Genomic DNA, 20,803 nt, shown 5'->3' on the forward strand with positions numbered 1-20,803 from the left:
CTTCTTATCGCTTTCGTCGGCTGGCGCGGGCTGATTTGCCACGCCGGGGCGTTAATTTATATCATTTTATGCGATCCGGCAGGCGAATTTCTTTTTGCAGTCATCACGCGGGGGCACCCGAAATGATAGCGTGCCAGCCACCATCAGCGCTGGCACGTCGTAGGAGGATTAACGACGGATGGCGTCAATCTTCAGCATGCGGGCAATCACAATATCCAGCTCTTTCTCATCAAAGATCTGTTTCCAGTCTGGCTTAACAATTTTCTCCCGCCCATATTCCATGGCGATCATGCAGGCATCGGAGAAAGGATTAGTGGCGCGGAACGCCACCGCCAGCGCGATCTGAATATGGCCGTACAACATGGCTTTGGCCGCCTCTTCCGGTACGCCTGAATGCTTGACGGTTTCATCCAGCGCTTCCTTCATAAAAGCACCGACCATACAGGCGACGGTTTCCACCAGCGTCGGTTCCAGATAAGCCAGCTGTTTAACCGTTACCCAGTGCACATGTTCTACCGGGCCGTACATCACGCTGATCACTTTGCTCAACTGCTCTTTCTGCTGGTCGCTGCCGCTCTCAAATGAAGCCGCCACATGCTGAATTGCCGCCACGCCGCCAAAGGCGTCGGCATGCTCTTCTTTGGTATAACGCTGAAGGAATACCGACGGATGACACGGATGCGCCACCGCATAGTGTATGCCTTCCCGCTGCGCAATCAGATTGGCATAGGCGGCGGCGGGATCGAGAGTTAACAGCGTGGCGCCGGCTTTCATCTGCGGCACCACGGATTCAGACACGTTGCCCAGCACAATATCCGGCACCGCGAGGATCACCACATCACTGTGCGGTATCACCGATTCCGCGCTGGACAGCTCGCGTCCTTGTGCCGTTACCTGAGCCTGAGCCTGCGGAGCGCTCTCACAGTAAAACACCTGATAGTCGCTATTTTGCAGGTTGGCCGAAATACGCATGCCCATTTTACCGCCTGCGCCAATCACGGTAATGGTGGTTAATTGTGTGCTCATCAGTTACTCCTGGGTTGTCTGTGACGTAAAAAATCAACGCTTTGTTGGGTCCACTCGGCTTCGCGCAGGCAGGTGCTTGCCGCATCCTGCTGCCAGGGTAGCCAGTGTTCGACGATCTGATTAATGCCGCGCTCTGCGGGACGCACCTGCTCAATCAGCAGGTCATAGTCGAGCAGCCCTTCACCCAGCGGACAGCCGGCCAGCGTAAAGCCGACCCAGCCATCCTGGCGGCTAAAAGCAAAATCTTTGATATGCAGGTTAAGTACCCGCCCGGCAGTGTTGGCGATCACCTGTTGCGGCAGCTCCAGTGCCGCCACACAGTTGGCCGGGTCGAGGCAGACGCCGACGGCCGCCGCAGGGAAACGATTGATCACCGACATCATCATGGCGCTGTTCACCTGCTCGTAAGTTTCCAGACACAGCTGCACGCCCTGCTGTTCCAGCTGCGGCAAAATGGTTTCGATCAGCGCCGCCGCTTCCGCCATCGTCGGGCGATGCTGCGCGCTGTTAAACATCGAACGAATCACCCTGACCTGCAATATTTCGGCCAGTTGCAGATAACGCTGTAAGTGAGCGGTTTCCAGCCCGCGCGTTCCCAGCTCCAGCTGTATTCCCAGCGTATCCGCCTGCTGGCGCAGCGCCTGTAACTGGATATCACTCCAGCTTTCAATCTGCGAATAGTCACAGATCTGGAACAGTCTTACTCCCATGCTGGCAGTCTGTTCCAGCATCTGCGGCAGTGTCAGGGGTGCGGGCACCCGTGCAGAACTGCGCCAGAAAAACGCATAGGTACTTAATCCAATCGCCATTTATCCCTCCGTAACCGCTTGTGCCGCTGCCGCCAGCGCGGCAGCCTCGTCGATAATCTGTGCCAGCGCCGATGGCTGATGGGCAAAACGCCCAAGGAACAGTCCGCTGACATGATGACCGAGGCGGCCGAGTAAACCTGGCCCGGCACTGCCACCATAAATAACGCGACAGTGAACATCACCGAGGTCATTTATCTGGCGTAATCCCTGACAAACTTCAGCAATAAAATCGTCCGGAGCCGGAGCCGGCGCACCAATCGCCCACTGCGGCTCCCAGGCAACAACAATCTCACCGCTCAGCTGCTGCTGACGCGCCTCGCTTAATGCTGTCATCAGTTGCTGGCGGCAGATGGCAATCGCCTGCTGGCTGGTGACGTGCTGTTCCTCACCCAGACACAAGACCGGGGTTAAACCATTGCGCAGCGCGGCGGCCAGCTTGGCAGCAATCTGCTTATCAGTTTCCGCAAAGTGGCGACGGCGCTCGGCATGGCCAATTTCGACATAGCGACAACCGATTTCCGCCAGCATGGTGCCGCTCACTTCGCCGGTCCATGCACCGCTATCCTCCCAGCAGAGATCCTGTGCGCCGACGCGCACTTCACTCCCCTGAAACGCGGCCCTTACCGCAGGAATCGCCGGAAAAGCCGGTAATACAAACAGGCCGACCTCGCCGGTGACAATCGCCGGATGGCGGCGGGCAATTTCCGCTACCTGCTGGCTCCAGTCCAGCGTCTGCTGATAGCTGAAATACATCTTCAGGCTAACGCCCAGCGTGATACGCGGCTGTGTCATTCGCTGATCTCCTGTAATTGCTGCACCGGCGTGCCAGCCTGCAGCTGAGCCAGCACTTTGTTCACAATCAGCGCCAGCGAAACGGCCCCGGCATCCGGCGTGCCGAGACTTTTCTCCGCCAGCGGCCGCGCACGCCCCATTTTTGGCAGCAGCCCGGCAGTCTCTTCAGCGCTTCGGCTGGCCTGTTTAGCCGCCGCCGCCCAGGCATCCGCTAAGGAATCTCCGGCATTCACCCGGCTGGTTAGGCAGTCACTGAACGGCACCAGCACATCCACCAGCGTTTTATCACCCGGTTTCGCCTTACCGAAATGCATAATGCCCTCTTTCGCATGCTGCACGCCGAGGGCCACACGCTGTGCATTCGGTCGCTGCTGGTCGCCAATGGCGGTGCCGATCGCGGTCAGCGCTACGCCCCATAATGCTCCGGAGGTGCCGCCAGCTTTGTCTGCCCAGGCATCTGCAGCGCGGCATAACAAGGTGCCGGCACCGGCCTGGCGCTGCAGCATCTCGCGGGCTTTTTCCAGTGCGCCAAGAGAGCCGCGCTCCATACCAATGCCGTGGTCGCCGTCACCGGCCACCGCATCGATACGTCCCAGCTCATTGGCATTAATCTCAATCACTTCGGCAATCGCTTCAATCATCGACAGCGCGCAGCTGGCCGCCTGCTGTGAGACCTTACTGGCAGCAGGCACGGTGTCGATCTCTGGCAAAAGTTGTTCAATATCGCTTAGCGGTTCGGCAATTATCACGCTGCCCTTGCGAAAAGCCGGAGCATTGGCAGGCGCACGCCAGAAGGTTTCCAGTTCATCGTCCAGCCACATCAGCGTCAGCGAGGCGCCGGCCATATTAAAGCTGGTGACGAACTCCCCAACTTCCGGTTCCACCACCTGCAGACCTTCAGCGGCCAACAGCTGCGCCACCCGGCGATACACCACAAACAGCTCTTCATATTTGACCGAACCAAGACCATTGAGGATCACCGCCACCCGCTGATCGCTGCGCGCACTCATCTCTTCCGGACGCTCTTTCATCAGATGGCTGACAAACAGTTCCGCCAGCGTATCGGCGGCTGGGATAGCGCACTCGTCGATGCCAGGCTCGCCGTGAATGCCCATCCCTAGCGCCATGGTGCCGTGCGCCACTTCAAACAGCGGTTGTTGCGCGCCCGGCAGCGTACAGCCGGAGAACGCCACGCCGAGCGAGCGGGTACGATGATTGGCATGGCGTGCCAGACGCGCCACCTCGGCCAGCGAATAGCCCGCTTCCGCAGCGGCTGCAGCTGCTTTAAACACCGCCAGATCGCCCGCCACGCCGCGGCGTTTCTCGCGTTCGTCCAGCGTCGCGCTGGAAATATCATCGGTTACCGCCAACAGTTCACAGGCTATGCCCTCCGCTTTCAGGCGCTCACAGGCCTGGCCAAAATGCAGCACGTCTCCGGCATAATTACCGAATGCCAGCAGCACCCCACCACCATTTTCGGCAGCACGTGCGACGTTATAGATCTGCTGCGCCGAAGGTGAAGCAAACAGATTTCCCATTGCCGCGCCGTGTGCCATGCCCTGTCCTACCAGCCCGGAAAATGCCGGATAGTGGCCGGAACCCCCGCCAATCACCAACGCCACACTGCCCGGTTTACTGCGGGTGCTGCGGACTACGCCGCCCGACACCTGACGGACTTTATCGGCATTGGCGGCGACAAAACCTTCAATCAGTTCGCTGGCAAACGCCGAGGGTTGATTAAACAGATAGGTCATTGAGATTGCTCCTGTGCAATATGGGCAGACTGAAATCCTGAACGTTTCGCGTTAAGTAACAGCATCAGTAGCGAGGAGAGCAGCATGAACCCGCCGACCACCATCATCGCAACGGTGTAACCGCCGGTCGCGTCATGCAGCATGCCGGTGAGATAGCCCGCCGAAAAACCGGCAACATTGCCCAGGGTATTGATTAGCGCTATCGCTGCCGCTGCCGAAGCACCGGTGAGGAACTGCGTCGGTAGCGTCCAGAAGTTGGGTAACGCGGCGAAGATCGAGCTGGCGGTAATTGAAATCATCAGAATGGTCGCCATCGGCGATTCCATATATAAAGCAAGCGGCACACTGATGGCACCGGTTAACGCTGGCAGCGCAATATGCCAGGTTTTACAACCGCGACGGGTGGCATCTTTCGACCAGAAGTACATCACCACCGCGGCAAACAGATACGGCACGCCGGTGATCAGTCCTTTCTCAATCACGTTAAATGAGGTGCCAAACTGCTGCTGGAACCCAGAGATAATGGTCGGCAGGAAAAATGCCAGCGCATACAGACCATAGATAAAGCCAAAGTAGATCAGGCACAGCATCCAGACGCGGCCGTTAAACATCACGCTGCGTACGCTGGCGTGACCATTCGGGCTTTTCTGCCGATGCTCTTTTTCCAGCGCGTGGGTCAGCCACTCTTTTTCCTGCTTATTCAGCCATTTTGCCTCACGCGGCGAATCCACCAGATAGAACCATGCGATAACGCCGATGATAATTGCCGGCAGAGACACGCCGAGGAACATTACCCGCCATCCGGATAAACCAAACAGGCCATGCTGCTCAATCAGCGCGGCGGCCAGCGGTGCACCCAGCACCACCGTCAGCGGCTGGGCCAGGTAAAACAGCGACAGCACTTTACTGCGGTGTTGCGCCGGTACCCACATGCTAAGAAACAGAATCGCGCCCGGGAAAAAACCGGCTTCGGCGATGCCCAGCAGCAGGCGCAGGGTATATAACCCTTCGATGCTGCTGACCCAGGTAAATAGCAGCGAGACGATCCCCCAGCTGACCATAATGCGCGCCAGCCATTTCCGCGCGCCATAGCGGTGCAGCGCCAGATTGCTTGGTACTTCAAGCAGGATGTAACCAATAAAGAAGATGCCAGAGGCAAGACCAAACTGTGCTGCACTTAGCCCGAGATCCTGCGTCATGCCATTAGGACCGGCAAAGGAGATTGCCGTACGGTCAAGGAAGTTAATAAAAAACATCAGTGCCACAAAGGGCACCAGCCGCCACGAAACCTTACGAATGGCAGATTTCTCAATTGCCTGTTGTTCAGTCACGTTCATTGAACACCTCCGCCAGCTTGCAGTGCGCTGGCAAAGCGTAAGTACCCTGGTGTAGGTGCATTCCGACGAGGGTGTGCCGGATGGTAGGTCAGCAGAAGGCAGATTTGACGCATGGTTGAGTCCTCAGTGGGTCTTCTTGTGCATTGCATCAATGCGTGAACATATGAACGCTACATGAATTAATGTTCAAACCCTACCCTGTAAAATGAAATCTGTGACCAAGCTCAAAACCTTTAATTGTGACAATTATCGCGAATATAGCGCCAGACTCAACGGCGGCGAGGGTCGCGAAACGGGAGCAGTGTGTTACCTCACCACAAACAAAAGAACAACACTTGAACATATGAACAATTGTGTGGCAGGGTAATAGAGAACCGCCGCCTGGGCTGCCCGGCCATGCAATCCAACCCAGCGGCTCTGATAACCCAGCGGGAGTAACCCTATGTCTTCAATCGCAATTGGTGCCGACGACGCGGCTCTGGAACTGAAAAACCTGATTAAGCAGTTTTTGCAGGATAAAAATATTGATGTCAGCGACTACAGTAACGATGCGCAGACCACCAAACCGATTTATCCGGATATCGCCTGGACGCTGGCTAACGCCATTCGAGACGGTAAACATCAGCGCGGTATTCTGATTTGCGGCACTGGTATCGGCATGGCGATTGTCGCCAACAAAGTGCCGGGCATTCGCGCAGCGCAGTGTCATGACACCTATTCCGCCGAGCGGGCGCGTAAAAGTAACAATGCACAGGTGATCACACTGGGAGCACGCGTGATTGGTCCAGAGCTGGCGCGCAGCATTATTAACAGCTGGCTGAATTCAGAGTTTGAGGGCGGCGGCTCAACGGAAAAAGTTGAGAAGATCGGTTATTACGAGCAGGCAGCGGTCAGCGAAAAGTAATCCGACATGCGGCGCACCTTCTGCGTGCGCCATCACGCTTTTTCATCCAGCTGCTATACTTTTTGTTCAGCTTTTTAACTGTCCGCTACGCGGTCATTGAGCGAACCCATCGCAACAATCAGAGAAAACGCATTTTCATTCCTGGACGTCTGATGCAATGTTTCGCCTAAGAACACTCAGCCGTGTCGGTTAGCGTCGTTGTGTCGTTGGTGCTGAAACCCGATCGGGTCAAGACCGCGACATGCCACTCCAGGTCGCCCGCTGGTTAAAGCGCACGCCCCCTCTGGCAAGACAACTGCGGCGATAACTGCGCCACGGCTCAATTCGCATTATTGATTGCACATCAAGGAGCCATAAGATGAACCAGCTAGAGGCATTAAAACAGTTCACTACCGTCGTCGCTGACAGTGGAGATATTGAATCGATCCGCAATTATCATCCTGAAGATGCAACCACCAATCCTTCTCTGATCCTGAAAGCTTCCGGCCTCGACTCCTATAAACACCTGATTGACGATGCCATCGATTACGCCAAAAAACAGGGCGGCAGCAAAGAGACGCAGATTATTAACGCCAGTGACAAAGTGGCAATTAACCTTGGCCTCGAAATTCTGAAAAGCGTGCCGGGTCGCGTATCGACTGAAGTCGACGCCCGCCTCTCTTTCGATCGCGGTATGTGTGTCACTAAAGCTGAAAAGCTGGTGAGGATGTATGAAGAACACGGCATTGACCGTTCACGCATCCTGATCAAGCTGGCGTCTACCTGGGAAGGCATCCGCGCGGCAGAAGAACTGGAAAAAAATGGCATCAACTGTAACCTGACGCTGCTGTTCTCCTTTGCTCAGGCACGCGCCTGTGCCGAAGCGGGCGTATTCCTGATTTCGCCATTTGTTGGCCGTATTTACGACTGGTACAACACGCGTAAACCTCTCGATCCGTATGTGGTTGATGAAGATCCAGGCGTGAAATCCGTGCGCAACATTTATGAGTATTACAAACAGCATCGCTACAACACCGTGATTATGGGTGCCAGCTTCCGCAAAGTTGAGCAGATCCTTGCGCTGGCCGGTTGCGATCGTCTGACCATTTCACCAAACCTGCTGGAAGAGCTGCAGGCCAGCGATGCGCCGGTTGAGCGTAAGCTGTCGCCATCCACCGAAGCCTTTAACCCGCCAACGCCACTGTCTGAATCCGAGTTCCGCTGGGAACATAATCAGGATCCGATGGCGGTGGAAAAACTGGCGGAAGGTATTCGTCAGTTCGCGGTCGATCAGCAGAAACTGGAAGATGTGCTGGCAGCCAGACTGTAGTTCGTCCGCGGTATTTATTGTGCAATCCGCACGACCGGGCGGCACCAGCGCCGCCCGACAAATTTCCTGAATCAATTCAACAGGGGGGAACATATGTCCTCACGCAGAGAGCTTGCTAACGCCATTCGCGCACTCAGTATGGATGCGGTGCAAAAAGCCAAATCGGGCCATCCCGGTGCGCCGATGGGCATGGCGGATATCGCTGAAGTATTGTGGCGCGATTTCCTCAAGCATAATCCGACCAATCCGGCCTGGGCCGATCGCGACCGCTTTGTGCTGTCAAACGGCCACGGCTCAATGCTGCTGTACAGCCTGCTGCATCTCACCGGCTACGATCTGCCGATGGAAGAGCTGAAAAACTTCCGTCAGCTGCACTCGAAAACGCCGGGTCACCCGGAAATTGGTTACACCCCAGGCGTGGAAACCACCACCGGCCCGCTGGGTCAGGGGCTGGCTAATGCCGTCGGTTTAGCCATTGCCGAACGTACGCTGGGCGCGCAATTTAACCGCCCGGATCATGAGATTGTTGACCATTTCACCTATGTGTTTATGGGCGATGGCTGCCTGATGGAAGGCATCTCCCATGAAGTCTCATCACTGGCGGGTACGCTGGGGCTGGGTAAACTGATCGGCTTCTACGACCACAACGGTATCTCCATTGATGGTGAAACCAAGGGCTGGTTTACCGATGACACCGCGAAGCGCTTCGAAGCCTATAACTGGCATGTGGTGCACGAAATTGATGGCCACGATCCACAGGCGGTCGCCAACGCGATTAAAGAAGCGCAAAGCGTCACTGACAAACCGTCACTGATTATCTGCCGCACCATTATCGGCTTTGGCTCACCCAATAAAGCGGGCAAAGAAGAAGCGCACGGTGCAGCACTCGGTGATGAAGAAGTGGCACTGACGCGTAAAGCGTTGGGCTGGAATTATCCGCCGTTTGAAGTACCGAAAGAGATCTACAGCCAGTGGGATGCGAAAACCGCTGGTCAGCAACGCGAGAAAAGCTGGAACGATAAGTTCGCCGCCTATAAGGCTGCGCATCCGGAGCTGGCTAACGAGTTTAGCCGTCGTATGGATGGCGGAATGCCGGAAAACTGGCAGGCTGAAACGCAGAAATTTATCGAACAGCTACAGGCTAATCCGCAGAAAATCGCCAGCCGTAAAGCTTCGCAAAATACACTGGAAGCTTACGGCAAGCTGCTGCCGGAGTTCCTCGGTGGTTCTGCCGATCTTGCCCCAAGTAACCTGACGATCTGGTCCGGCTCTAAATCGATTAAGGATGATATTGCCGGTAACTATATCCATTACGGTGTCCGTGAGTTCGGGATGACCGCGATTGCCAACGGTATCGCCCATCACGGTGGCTTTGTGCCTTATACCGCCACGTTCCTGATGTTTGTCGAATATGCGCGTAATGCGGTGCGTATGGCCGCACTGATGAAAGCGCGTCAGATTATGGTGTATACCCATGATTCGATTGGCCTCGGCGAAGATGGCCCGACGCATCAGCCCGTTGAACAGCTGGCCAGCCTGCGCGTCACGCCAAATATGAGCGTCTGGCGTCCGTGCGACCAGGTGGAAACCGCAGTGGCATGGAAACATGCCGCGGAGCGCCATAACGGCCCTACCGCGCTGATCCTGTCACGGCAGAATCTGGCGCAGCCGCAGCGCAATAATCAGCAGCTGGAAGATATTTCGCGCGGTGCTTACATTTTGCGGGATGCCGATGGCACACCGGATGTGATTCTGATTGCAACCGGCTCCGAAGTGGAAATCACCCTGGGCGCCGCAGAAAAACTGACAGCGGCGGGCCATAAAGTACGCGTGGTTTCGATGCCATCAACCGACCTGTTTGATAAGCAGGATGCCGCTTACCGCGAGTCAGTATTGCCGTCAACCGTTACTGCCCGCGTAGCGGTCGAAGCGGGTATCGCCGACTACTGGTACAAATATGTTGGCCTGAACGGTGCCATCGTCGGCATGACCAGCTTTGGTGAGTCCGCCCCGGCGGAGAAACTGTTTGCCGAGTTTGGCTTCACGGTTGAAAACATTGTCAGCAAAGCGGAAGCCTTGTTAAAGCCGCACTGATTTTGGCTCAGGCATCAAGTCGTTAATGATCCGATCCGTAATCCTGCCAGGGGTTACGGATTTTTTTGATTCTCTACCCCAAATTGCTTCTGAATCACCTTCGCGATCGCCGTGACGAAAAAACAAACCGGACAGCCCGCCAGCACGTCGACTGGTGCACACCAGCGTTTACAGCAGACATCATTCTGCTCGCTGACTCACCCATAGCGTCGGCCAGTCGTCGCTGCTGTGCCAGGCATCGCAGGTCGACTCTTCAGCATATTCCGCCAGCACAAAACTGCTGCCATTAAACTGCCAGCGCGAAGCGTTGCCGCAGTCCCCTAGCCCACGCCCTTTGGCAAAGGTCAGTAGCTGGCTGGTCGCCGCGTCATATTCTGCATTAATCAGTTCCATCTGCTTTTCACTGCGGTTTGGCGGAGTAAAAGGCAGACTGAGCGACAGGCCACGCGCCACATAAGGCAGCGCCCGGCTCACTTCAAACGCCAGTTGAATGACGTTGTATGCCCCCATTTCACAGCTGACCAGCAGTAACGCTTTTTTATCACTTAGCGGCGCAACGCTGACTTCACGGCGCATCGGGTCGAGCGAACACTCATCGGTGTTTACCCGCCAGGTACCGAAATCGATTAATCCCGTGCTCTCTTCGCGCGTCAGCGGCTGTGGCGGATGTTCCGGCCCATGCAGCAGCGGCAACGGCGGCTCAGGGGGGACATCAAATGCCACACGATCTCCGCGCCGCACCCATGCGCTCATGCCATTCACCCTGCCCTGAAGATCATCCATCAGCAAAAGGGCGGCCTTCATACCATGCAGTGAAATCGCCGCCTGCGGGCGAAATGTCAGCTGAATCGTATCGGCGTCCAGCACCTGCGAGAGGAATTCGTCAATTGAAATAGAATGTGAGGTCGAGAGATGATGCGGCTCAACCGTCCAGTGTTTCAGATCGGGGCGCAGGCGCTGCTGATCGAGCAGCAAATTATCTTTTAAGCTGCCACCACTTAGCTCGCCACTCAGGCGATTACCATAATCAATGCGTAATAATGGACGATCGTTGACACCGGCGTGACGGGAAATGCTCATCGCCAGACCGTTGTCGCCAGGAAGGCTTCTGGCCTGACAAAAATTAAGGTTATTACAGGTGACTTGCCAGTCGGAAAAAGTCTTTTGCAGCGGCTCTGCCCGCGCACAGGCGACGTAAAGAAAAGGCAATAACAGCAGCGATTTCATCCAATAAGGCATTAAGTAATCAGATCCAAAATAATTGAAGCGGTGATGATAACGCAACGCCAACCCATCAACATGCCTTTATCTGTGACCTGGCCCATAAAGCTGAACCAGGCGGTGAAAGATCGTGCGTCACTAAGCGAAGGGGTAAGCCGTTATCATCCTGACGCAGAGTCAGTGGCTCAATCGGATTTATCGGACAATTAATCGCCGGTAGTGGGGGTGCTGCGTAACACGTTCAGCGATAACATCAGGCTTTCAGCCAACCGGCAATCTGCGCATGTTGCAGCAGCATAATCGTTTTCCCGTCACGGATACGGCCATCTTTCACCATGGTCAGTGCCTCGGGAAAAGGCAGTTCCATCACATCAATATCTTCATCTTCAACCCCACCGCCGCGATTATCACGCAGCGACTCATCGTATTCAGCGGCAAAGAAATGAATCAGTTCAGTGACGCCTCCCGGCGACATATAGGCTTCAAAAATCTTTTCTACTTGTCCGATAGCATAGCCAGTCTCTTCAATCGCCTCTTTACGGATACAATCTTCCGGCGAGTCATCGTCAAGCAGGCCAGCACAGGCTTCAATCAACATGCCATTGTGATTACCATTAACATAGGTCGCGATGCGAAACTGTCTGGTCAGTACCACGCTATTTTTATCGCGGTTATATAACAGGATAGTGGCACCGTTACCGCGGTCGTAGACCTCGCGCTTATGGCGCAGCGTCGAGCCATCTTTGCCGATAAGGTCATAGGTGAAATTGCGTAAAACGAACCAGTTTTCTGACAGGAGTTTATTTTTAATAATTTCAACTTTCGCCGACATACCGTCTCCATACCACAATAAGGGAGCCTGTCATCTTAAGATGCGTAGCGAGAGAAAACTATCTGAAAGCGAAGAATTAGCCGTTGCAGTGGGCCAGCACAGGCCAGCCCACCGTGATGCTATGGGTGTGGCTGCTCTGATGCCGGGCGATCTTGTTGGTCAGCGTCTTGATGATCCTGCTCACTGTGTCCGAGCGTATGAACGCGTTTACGCACGCCAAACCAGCCGAGAATCAGCACCACCGCAATCAGTGGAATCGAGGCAATGGTGTAAGTGCCGTTCGGATAATCGAATGCCATCAGTACCAGCACGCTGACGAGGAACAGCAGCGTCAGCCAGGAGGTAAACGGTGCCCACGGCAGCTTAAAGCTGACGTCATCAGCTTTACCTTCTTTGATCGCCTTCCGCAGTCGCATCTGACATACCACGATAAATGCCCAGGAAGAGATAATTCCCAACGATGCCACGTTAAGGACAATCTCAAACACCTGTGACGGCACATAGTAGTTCAGCACTACCCCAATGATATACACGCCAATCGTGACCAAAATACCGGCGAACGGCACCTGCTGTTTGCTCATCTTCGACATAAACTGCGGTGCGGAACCGCCCATCGACATCGATCGCAGAATACGACCAGTAGAATAAAGTCCGGAGTTAAGGCTGGAAAGCGCCGCACTCAGCACCACAATATTCATGATGCTGCCAATATACGGCACGCCGAGTTTACTGAAGAAGGTGACAAACGGACTTTGGTTTGCCTGATAAGCATTCCACGGCAACAGCAGCACCAGCAGTACCACTGAGCCAACGTAAAACAGACCAATACGCCAGATTACGCTGTTAATTGCTTTCGGCAGCATGGTTTGCGGGTCTTTACACTCCCCCGCTGCCGTACCCACCAGCTCAATCGAAGCGAAAGCAAATACCACGCCCTGCACCAGCACTAAAGCCGGTAACAAACCATGTGGGAAAAATCCACCGTTATCACTGATCAGATGGAAACCGGTAGCGTTGCCATCCAGCGGCTTACCGCTGCCCAGAAACACGACGCCGACCACCAGGAAGACGACAATCGCCAGAACTTTCACCAGTGCAAACCAGAACTCCATCTCAGCGAACCATTTCACACCAATCATATTCATGGTGCCCACAATCGCCAGCGCACCCAGTGCAAACACCCACTGCGGTACATCGCCGAACGCGCCCCAGTAGTGCATATACAGCGCCACAGCGGTGATATCGACAATACCGGTCATCGCCCAGTTAACGAAATACATCCAGCCCGCAACATAAGAGGCTTTTTCACCCAGGAACTCACGGGCATAAGAAACAAAACTGCCGCTGCTGGGGCGATGAAGCACCAGTTCGCCTAATGCGCGCAGAATAAAGAAAGAGAAGATCCCGCAGACTAAATAGACCAGAGCCAGTGCCGGACCAGCAGCCTGCAGACGTCCGCCGGCACCGAGGAACAGACCGGTGCCGATGGCACCGCCAATAGCAATCATCTGAACGTGACGATTACCCATCGCTTTTTGATAACCGGTATCATGGGAATTCAACCAGCGTCGTTTTGCAGCGCGAAGTTCAGCTGCGTTTTTTTTCGTAGCTTTCATACCTGTCCTATTTTCCTGTCCATTGATAGAGCGCCTGTACGCTCTTCCCATCGCCGGATGGCGCAACCAAACGTTTGCGCTGCGCCGTCTTAAATGGGTTAAATCGCTATCACTCTGTTATTTATAATGTTACGAGTGCAGCCAAAATAACGGCGATGAATCCTACCCGTTCTCTCAGGGCGAAGCAAAATATCACCCCGGAGAATTCGTTATGATTTGTAATTATGTGGCGTGACAGACAAAAAAAACCGACCGTAAAGGTCGGTCGGTTTAGTCGATGCCAGAAGGCAAACTAAGGCTACAGGGATGGAACAGGCATAATAAGGATTAGCGATAAATCTCTGCGGTACCGCTCCACAGGCTGGAGTCACCCGGGTTATCGACGCCAACAACACGGTAATGGGTAGCGCCCATAGCTTCCGCTTTTTGCGAAAGCATACGCGTTGCGTCATCCAGTGAGCCGCTGACGGCCGAGACAGAAACACTGCCCATACTTTGTAAATCATGCGCCTGCTGACGATTGATCTCAGTCGCTGCCATGGCAGTAAATGAGGTAGTGGCGAACAAGGCGACAGCGATAACTGCTGGTAATTTAATTTTCATCTGATGCTCCTCGGAATTCGTTTTACGCTATTCGTAAGTCGTAAGCTTTTCGTTAATCACGAGATTGATTATTACCGTTACAATGAAAATCAACGTTACGAGCAAGTAAAAGCGTTAAAGCATTGTGAAGAGAATGAGGAGCAGTCCAGGGAAATGTCAGTATTGGTTATTTTTTGTTCGCCAGGTAACGCGATGTGAACAATATAGGTAAAGCAGAAATAGTCAGGGCTGAAATTGGCTGAAGAGTCCCCACTGTAATGCCCTTCCCCGCACACTTCAAGCGCCAGTAAGATCAAACCCTGCGGTTTCCAATCGCCAGATGGCCACTCCGGCAACCTGAATCAAGAGTAATTATCATTTACCAACTTATAGCTATTGCTAACTAATATAGCCAATGCTATACCTGTATACAAAACCGTCTCTGGTTGTTGGGTTTTGATGCCATCTGGTCTGAGGAAAGACTTTTATGACAATAGTCTCTGCAATGAAGTTACCTGTTTTTAATAAGCTACTGGCGAGTTGCTCGCTCGGTTTACTGATGCTTTTTTCCGCAGCCAGCGCCAACGCAGCGGAAAAATTTAAAGTTGTTACCACTTTTACGATTATTCAGGACATGGCGCAAAACATTGCCGGAGATGCTGCGGTGGTGGAATCCATTACTCGTCCAGGCGCTGAGATCCATGATTATCAGCCGACTCCGCGCGATGTGATGAAGGCGCAGTCCGCCGATCTGATTTTATGGAACGGCCTTAATCTTGAACGCTGGTTCAGCCGATTTTTCGCCAACCTGCATGATGTCCCTTCCGTGGTCGTGACCGACGGCATCGAGCCAATGCCGATCAGTGAGGGTCCTTATGCCAACAATCCTAATCCGCACGCCTGGATGTCACCTGCCAACGCTCTGATCTATATTGAGAATATCCGTCAGGCGCTGGTGAAGTACGATCCACAGCATGCAGAAACCTATAACCGGAATGCGAAAGCCTATGCTGAGAAAATCTCTGCACTGGATGCTCCGCTGCGTGCTCGTCTGGACAAAATTCCAGCCAGTCAGCGCTGGCTGGTAACCAGTGAGGGCGCATTCAGCTATCTGGCGCGTGATTATCAGTTAAAAGAACTATGGCTATGGCCCATTAACGCTGATGAGCAAGGCTCACCACAGCAGGTAAAACGGGTGATTGATAGCGTACGTCAGCATCAGATTCCGGTGGTATTCAGTGAAAGTACCATTTCTGATAAACCGGCTAAACAGGTAAGTAAAGAGACCGGCGCACATTACGGTGGCGTGCTGTACGTTGATTCGCTGTCACAGGCTGATGGTCCGGTGCCAACCTATATTGACCTGCTGCAAGTGACGGTTAATACCATCGCTGAAGGATTTGGCCAGTGACCGCGCCCGCCCACCTTTCCGTACAGGATATCACCGTGACATGGCGTAATGGCCATACCGCACTGGCTGATACCAGCTTTGAACTTGATGCCGGTTGCCTGTGCGCCTTGATTGGCGTTAACGGCAGCGGCAAGTCGACGCTGTTCAAAAGCATTATGGGACTGGTAAAGCCGGTGAGCGGTAAGGTGGAAATTAACCATCAGCCGGTGGGCAAAGCGCTACGCAATAATCTGGTGGCCTATGTGCCACAAACCGAAGAGGTGGACTGGAATTTTCCGGTGCTGGTCAGCGAGGTGGTGATGATGGGCCGTTACGGCAAAATGTCATTCCTGCGCATCCCCTCCGCCGAAGATAAACGTCAGGTTGAACAGGCACTGGATCGCGTCGGCATGTTGCACTTGCGCGATCGGCAGATTGGCGAACTCTCTGGTGGCCAGCGCAAGCGGGTATTTCTGGCACGGGCGCTGGCGCAACAGGCCAGTATTCTGCTGCTCGACGAACCTTTTACCGGTGTCGATGTGCAAACGGAAAATGCCATCGTTGATATGCTAAAAGCGCTGCGGGATGAAGGGCATTTATTGCTGGTCTCCACCCATAATCTCAGCGCCGTTCCGGGCTTTTGCGATCGGGTATTGATGATAAACCGCACGGTGATTGCCGCCGGCCCGACGGAAAGCACCTTTACCCATGACAATCTGCAACAGACTTTTGGTGGCGTACTGCGCTATATCAACCTGCCAACGTCGCAAACCGATCTGCCGCCCGCCGGAGACGCACAGCCATGATTGAACTGCTGCTGGAGCCGTTTAACTACAACTATATGGTTAAGGCGATTGCCGTCAGCGCGCTGGTCGGTGCCAGCTGTGCCTTTTTATCCGCTTATCTGATGCTGAAAGGCTGGTCGTTAATGGGCGACGCGCTGTCGCATTCGGTGGTGCCTGGCGTTGCTGCCGCCTATGCACTCGGCTTGCCCTACGCGCTGGGAGCCTTTATTACCGGCATGTTGGCCGCACTCGGCATGACGCTGGTGCGTCATCTGACGCGTTTGCGCGAAGATGCCATCATCGGTTTTGTATTTTCGACCTTTTTTGCCGCCGGGCTGTTAATCATTTCGCTCAATCCTACAGCAATTAATATTCAGTCGATTATTTACGGTAATATCCTGGGTATTGCCGACAGCGATGTCATCCAGGTTGCACTGATCAGCGCGATATCGCTGTTGGTATTGTTAGTGATCTGGAAAGATCTGCTGGCGGTGTTTTTCGATGAAGGCCATGCGGTTTCCGTCGGCATCTCCCCGTTAAAGCTGAAAATTATTTTCTTTACCCTGCTCAGTGCCTCAACCGTAGCAGCGCTACAAACTGTCGGTGCTATTCTGGTGATTGCCATGGTCATTACGCCGGGCGCCACCGCCTGGCTGCTGACCGACCGTTTTCCGCGACTGTTAATCATTGCAGTGCTGCTGGGTGCGTCAACCAGTGCGGTTGGTGCATGGCTGAGCTATTTCCTTGATGGTGCCACTGGCGGCGTCATTGTCACGCTGCAAACCGCAATTTTCCTGCTGGCGTTCTTCTTTGCTCCGAAATACGGCATGTTTTCACGCCGTGGTAAATCGCGAGGTGCCGTTACATGAGCAGTCTGATGGAGCTGATTACCCAGCCACTTAGCTTCCCATTTATGCAACGGGCACTGCTGGCGGCGATGGTCAGCGGCATGGTATGTGCCATTCTCTCCTGCTATCTGGTACTTAAAGGCTGGTCGCTGATGGGCGATGCCATTTCTCATGCGGTATTGCCTGGCGTCGTGCTGGCCTGGGTCGCTGGCGCCCCTATCGTGATCGGCGCTTTTGCTTCCGGCCTGCTGTGTTCAGTATTCACCGGCTATATCAAAGATAACTGCCGTATCAAAGAAGATACCGTCATGGGCATCGTTTTTTCCGGCATGTTTGCCATCGGGCTGGTGCTGTTTGCGCGTATTGAAACCGATCAGCATCTGAGTCATATTTTGTTTGGTAATGTTCTTGGTATCAGTAACTCAGAACTGTGGCAGTGTCTGGTTATCAGTCTGATTGTTACGCTGGTGATGCTCATCAAGCGCAAAGATATGCTGCTGTATTGCTTTGATCCGGCACAGGCGCGGGTGATTGGGCTGAAGGTAAAATGGCTGCATTATGGCTTGCTCTGCATGCTGGCGTTAACCATTGTCGCAGCATTACAGGCGATTGGCATCGTGCTGGTGATTGCAATGCTGATTACGCCAGGCATCACCGCTTTTATGCTGTGCCGCCGTTTTAATACCATGTTGATGTGTGCCGTACTGACCTCACTGTTTTCTTCACTGTTCGGTACGCTGGCCAGTTTCTGGCTGGATGCTGCAACGGGCCCCTGCATCGTGCTGACTCAGGCCAGCCTGTTTTTGCTTGCCTGGTTGTTAACGGCGATTAAAAGGCCCAATAAAAACCATCCTGAACAGCTTATCAAAGCGCCTTGATAGCAAAAACAGCGCTATAATAACCGCTTGTTGTTTGTGGAAAATCGGCAAGTGATGGTAAAACGTTCGGTAACTGGCAGTATTGCTCGTGCACTGGCTGGCATTGTTATGCTGTCAGTATTGTCCACCGGTCTGGCACTTTTAACGCTATCCGGCAGCTTGCGTGATGCCGAAGCGCTGAACGTTGCCGGTTCTCTGCGTATGCAAAGTTACCGGCTGGCATGGGACGCCAGCACACAATCTGCTGATTTTCCTGCTCATCTGCAACATTACCAACAATCTCTTGATGCGGCGGCGCTGCATAATCTTGACCGTTTCTATGTCCCCTCGGCACTTAACTCTCGTTATCAAAAGTTAAAAACCGACTGGCCTGAACTTCGACAACTTTTGCAGACCGGCGATCCGCTACGTTATCAGCAACAAGTGGCAAATTGGGTCGGAGAAATCGATCGCTTTGTACTGGATTTGCAGCGTTACGCTGAGCTTAAAATACGCGTGGTGGCGGTTACCAGCCTGCTGGGTTTTATCGCCATCGCTGCGCTGACCTTCTGGACTATCCGCCTGAGTCGCCGACAAATTGTTACCCCTCTGAATCAGTTGGTCACCGCCAGCCGCTATATCGAACAGGGAAAATTTAGTTATCCGCCGCTGAATACCGCATTGCCCAATGAATTGGGGGTGCTGGCAACCGCTTTTACCCGCATGTCAGGCGAACTGGAAAAACATTATCAGCTGCTGGAAAAAACTGTCGATGAAAAGACCCGCAATCTGACGCAGGCCAATCATATGCTGAGCACGTTATATGAGTGCTCGCTGGCGCTGGCGGTAAATAAACTCGATCGCAGTGCGCTGCAACAGGTGCTTGAGCGGGTTTATCAGTATGAACAGTTACGCTGCATTGAAATTGTGATTAATAACGAATGGTGCGTGATGCAAGGCTCCGCCGACAGCGCTCTGGAGTGGCATCAGCTGCCGCTACTGAAGGAAGGAAGCAGCGTCGGCGAACTGCGCTGGCAAACCGCCCACCGGATACCTTCGCCGCGCTTAATGCAAAGTGTTGCCAATATGCTGGCGCGCAATGCGCAGATTTATCAGGCACAGAAACAGTCGCAGCAGCTTATGCTGATGGAAGAACGTGCCACCATTGCGCGGGAACTGCATGACTCACTGGCGCAGGCACTCTCCTATTTGCGGATTCAGCTAACGTTACTGAAACGTAGTGTCGATAATCAGCCGGAACGTGCGCAAAAAATCATCCAGGACTTTGATCAGGCGCTAAGCGACGCCTGGCATCAATTGCGAGAATTACTTGCCACCTTCCGGCTGACCATCGATCAGGCCGATCTGACGGCGGCATTGCAGGAGATGATTGCTTCTCTGCGGCAGCAAAGCCAGGCAGAAATTGTACTGAACTGCCAGGCTGATGCCCTCGTCCTCGACGCGCCGCAGCAGGTTCATGTATTGCAAATCATTCGCGAAGCCCTGCTTAACGCCATTAAGCACGCGCAGGCCAGCAAGATTGACGTACAGATACAGTCGCTGCCAAATGGTGATAGTCACATCGCCATCGTCGATAACGGCATCGGCATCGCCAGCCTTGAAGAGCCGCACGGACATTATGGCCTGACGATTATGAACGAGCGGGCAGAGCGGCTGGGGGGAGTACTGAGTATTCGCCGTCATTTACCCACCGGTACACAGGTAACTTTGGCATTTTCGCCACAGCATAAACCGCCGGTAAGCTAACACAGCGTTACTGGCAGTTAACCGCTCATTTTCTTTGCCAGATAGTTATCTGTCTGGAGTTTGCACAGGGAACCAATTTTATGGAACGCAAAAATATTACTGTGATGATCGTCGATGACCATCCGCTCATGCGTCGTGGTATTCGTCAATTACTTGAACTTGAGCCGCAACTCAGCGTCGTGGCAGAAGCCAGTAACGGTAGTGAAGCCGTTGCACAAGCTCGTCGCCTGTCACCCGATTTAATCCTGCTCGATTTAAATATGAAAGGCCTGTCCGGCCTCGACACGCTGAAAGCACTGCGCCAGGAAACAATCAGTTCACGTATTTTGATTCTGACCGTTTCCGATGCCCGTAGTGATATTTACGCGCTGATCGATGCCGGTGCCGACGGCTATTTGTTGAAAGACAGCGAACCTGAAAAGTTGCTGACACAAATTTTGCAGGGCGCACAGGGGCAGAACGTTTTTAGCGAGCTGGTTAGTGACTATCTTTCCAGTCGTGACTTTAGCTCTAATCCTTTCAGCGCACTGACCGAGCGCGAACTGGATGTCCTGCAGCAGGTCGCACGCGGCATGTCAAATAAAGAGGTAGCAGCCACATTGCATATCTCTGAAGAGACGGTGAAAGTGCATATTCGTAATTTGCTGCGCAAGCTGGATGTTCGTTCACGCGTGGCGGCGACAGTACTTTATCTTGAGAGTAAAAATAGCTGAATAAGACGGGGAGAAACTGGTCGTCGGGCTTTACGACGATTATTTACATTTTCTCCTTAATTTATCCACGATTCTTCAATCCGCCAGGGGTAAAGTAAATTCTTGCCGGAGCGGCTTGAAACAACTGACAAATTTTAGCCCGGCAGACCCCCCATACTTTCGCCAAT

Annotated in this window: 18 protein-coding genes; 9 read left to right on the forward strand and 9 right to left on the reverse strand. The window is 53.7% G+C overall.

Annotated elements, in window-relative coordinates:
- Positions 1-168 precede the first annotated feature (168 nt).
- The 5 genes from RIN69_RS16360 to RIN69_RS16380 are packed head-to-tail and all read right to left on the reverse strand — an operon-like array spanning position 169 to position 5,718.
- Positions 169-1,026 carry a phosphogluconate dehydrogenase C-terminal domain-containing protein gene (locus tag RIN69_RS16360; RefSeq protein WP_313853097.1) on the reverse strand — a complete coding sequence of 286 codons (858 nt, stop codon included), beginning with the start codon at positions 1,024-1,026 and terminating at the stop codon, positions 169-171.
- The gene (locus tag RIN69_RS16365; RefSeq protein ID WP_313853098.1) at positions 1,026-1,835 is read right to left on the reverse strand and encodes a sugar phosphate isomerase/epimerase family protein; all 810 of its coding nucleotides are present in this window, start codon (positions 1,833-1,835) and stop codon (positions 1,026-1,028) included. The genes RIN69_RS16360 and RIN69_RS16365 overlap by 1 nt, the downstream gene beginning before the upstream one ends.
- The gene (locus RIN69_RS16370) at positions 1,836-2,627 is read right to left on the reverse strand and encodes a triose-phosphate isomerase family protein (protein WP_313853099.1); all 792 of its coding nucleotides are present in this window, start codon (positions 2,625-2,627) and stop codon (positions 1,836-1,838) included.
- Positions 2,624-4,381 (reverse strand): dihydroxyacetone kinase family protein, encoded by a 1,758-nt coding sequence (locus tag RIN69_RS16375; protein WP_313853100.1) that lies wholly within the window; start codon positions 4,379-4,381, stop codon positions 2,624-2,626. Before RIN69_RS16375 ends, RIN69_RS16370 begins: the two co-directional genes overlap by 4 nt.
- Positions 4,378-5,718 carry an MFS transporter gene (locus RIN69_RS16380; protein WP_313853101.1) on the reverse strand — a complete coding sequence of 447 codons (1,341 nt, stop codon included), beginning with the start codon at positions 5,716-5,718 and terminating at the stop codon, positions 4,378-4,380. The genes RIN69_RS16375 and RIN69_RS16380 overlap by 4 nt, the downstream gene beginning before the upstream one ends.
- 442 nt (positions 5,719-6,160) lie before the next feature.
- Between RIN69_RS16380 and rpiB the strand changes: the two genes are divergently transcribed.
- The 3 genes from rpiB to tkt all read left to right on the forward strand — a co-directional run bounded on the left by rpiB (position 6,161) and on the right by tkt (position 10,025).
- Positions 6,161-6,622 (forward strand): ribose 5-phosphate isomerase B, encoded by a 462-nt coding sequence (rpiB, locus tag RIN69_RS16385; protein WP_313853102.1) that lies wholly within the window; start codon positions 6,161-6,163, stop codon positions 6,620-6,622.
- Positions 6,623-6,980: 358 nt separating this feature from the next.
- A complete protein-coding gene (tal, locus tag RIN69_RS16390) occupies positions 6,981-7,931 on the forward strand; it encodes a transaldolase (protein ID WP_313853103.1) in 951 nt (316 codons plus the stop codon).
- A gap of 93 nt (positions 7,932-8,024) precedes the next feature.
- Entirely contained in the window at positions 8,025-10,025 is a 2,001-nt protein-coding gene (tkt, locus tag RIN69_RS16395; RefSeq protein WP_313853104.1) for a transketolase, read from the forward strand.
- A 180-nt stretch (positions 10,026-10,205) separates the two neighbouring features.
- Here tkt and RIN69_RS16400 read toward each other — a convergent pair whose 3' ends face one another.
- From RIN69_RS16400 to RIN69_RS16415, 4 genes are all read right to left on the reverse strand, one after another.
- Positions 10,206-11,264 carry a DUF1176 domain-containing protein gene (locus RIN69_RS16400; protein ID WP_313853105.1) on the reverse strand — a complete coding sequence of 353 codons (1,059 nt, stop codon included), beginning with the start codon at positions 11,262-11,264 and terminating at the stop codon, positions 10,206-10,208.
- A 235-nt stretch (positions 11,265-11,499) separates the two neighbouring features.
- Complete coding sequence (nudK, locus tag RIN69_RS16405; protein ID WP_313853106.1) at positions 11,500-12,078, reverse strand: GDP-mannose pyrophosphatase NudK; 579 nt, start codon at positions 12,076-12,078, stop codon at positions 11,500-11,502.
- 119 nt (positions 12,079-12,197) lie between these two features.
- On the reverse strand, positions 12,198-13,694 hold the full coding sequence (ansP, locus tag RIN69_RS16410) for an L-asparagine permease (RefSeq protein ID WP_313853107.1): 1,497 nt from the start codon (positions 13,692-13,694) through the stop codon (positions 12,198-12,200).
- 327 nt (positions 13,695-14,021) lie between these two features.
- The gene (locus tag RIN69_RS16415; RefSeq protein WP_313853109.1) at positions 14,022-14,297 is read right to left on the reverse strand and encodes a YdgH/BhsA/McbA-like domain containing protein; all 276 of its coding nucleotides are present in this window, start codon (positions 14,295-14,297) and stop codon (positions 14,022-14,024) included.
- A 538-nt stretch (positions 14,298-14,835) separates the two neighbouring features.
- Here RIN69_RS16415 and RIN69_RS16420 point away from each other — a divergent pair.
- From RIN69_RS16420 to RIN69_RS16445, 6 genes are all read left to right on the forward strand, one after another.
- Positions 14,836-15,687 (forward strand): metal ABC transporter substrate-binding protein, encoded by an 852-nt coding sequence (locus RIN69_RS16420; protein ID WP_313857774.1) that lies wholly within the window; start codon positions 14,836-14,838, stop codon positions 15,685-15,687.
- Positions 15,684-16,472 (forward strand): metal ABC transporter ATP-binding protein, encoded by a 789-nt coding sequence (locus RIN69_RS16425; RefSeq protein WP_313853110.1) that lies wholly within the window; start codon positions 15,684-15,686, stop codon positions 16,470-16,472. The genes RIN69_RS16420 and RIN69_RS16425 overlap by 4 nt, the downstream gene beginning before the upstream one ends.
- Complete coding sequence (locus tag RIN69_RS16430) at positions 16,469-17,320, forward strand: metal ABC transporter permease (protein WP_313853111.1); 852 nt, start codon at positions 16,469-16,471, stop codon at positions 17,318-17,320. Before RIN69_RS16425 ends, RIN69_RS16430 begins: the two co-directional genes overlap by 4 nt.
- Positions 17,317-18,177: a metal ABC transporter permease gene (locus RIN69_RS16435; RefSeq protein WP_313853112.1), complete on the forward strand. Its 861-nt coding sequence runs from the start codon at positions 17,317-17,319 to the stop codon at positions 18,175-18,177. Before RIN69_RS16430 ends, RIN69_RS16435 begins: the two co-directional genes overlap by 4 nt.
- A gap of 51 nt (positions 18,178-18,228) precedes the next feature.
- On the forward strand, positions 18,229-19,923 hold the full coding sequence (gene narQ, locus RIN69_RS16440) for a nitrate/nitrite two-component system sensor histidine kinase NarQ (protein ID WP_313853113.1): 1,695 nt from the start codon (positions 18,229-18,231) through the stop codon (positions 19,921-19,923).
- Positions 19,924-20,003: 80 nt separating this feature from the next.
- Complete coding sequence (locus tag RIN69_RS16445) at positions 20,004-20,636, forward strand: response regulator (protein WP_313853114.1); 633 nt, start codon at positions 20,004-20,006, stop codon at positions 20,634-20,636.
- Positions 20,637-20,803 lie beyond the last annotated feature (167 nt).

The sequence above is a fragment of the Winslowiella toletana genome, from assembly GCF_032164335.1.
In the GTDB taxonomy this organism is placed as follows: Bacteria; Pseudomonadota; Gammaproteobacteria; order Enterobacterales; family Enterobacteriaceae; genus Erwinia; species Erwinia toletana_A.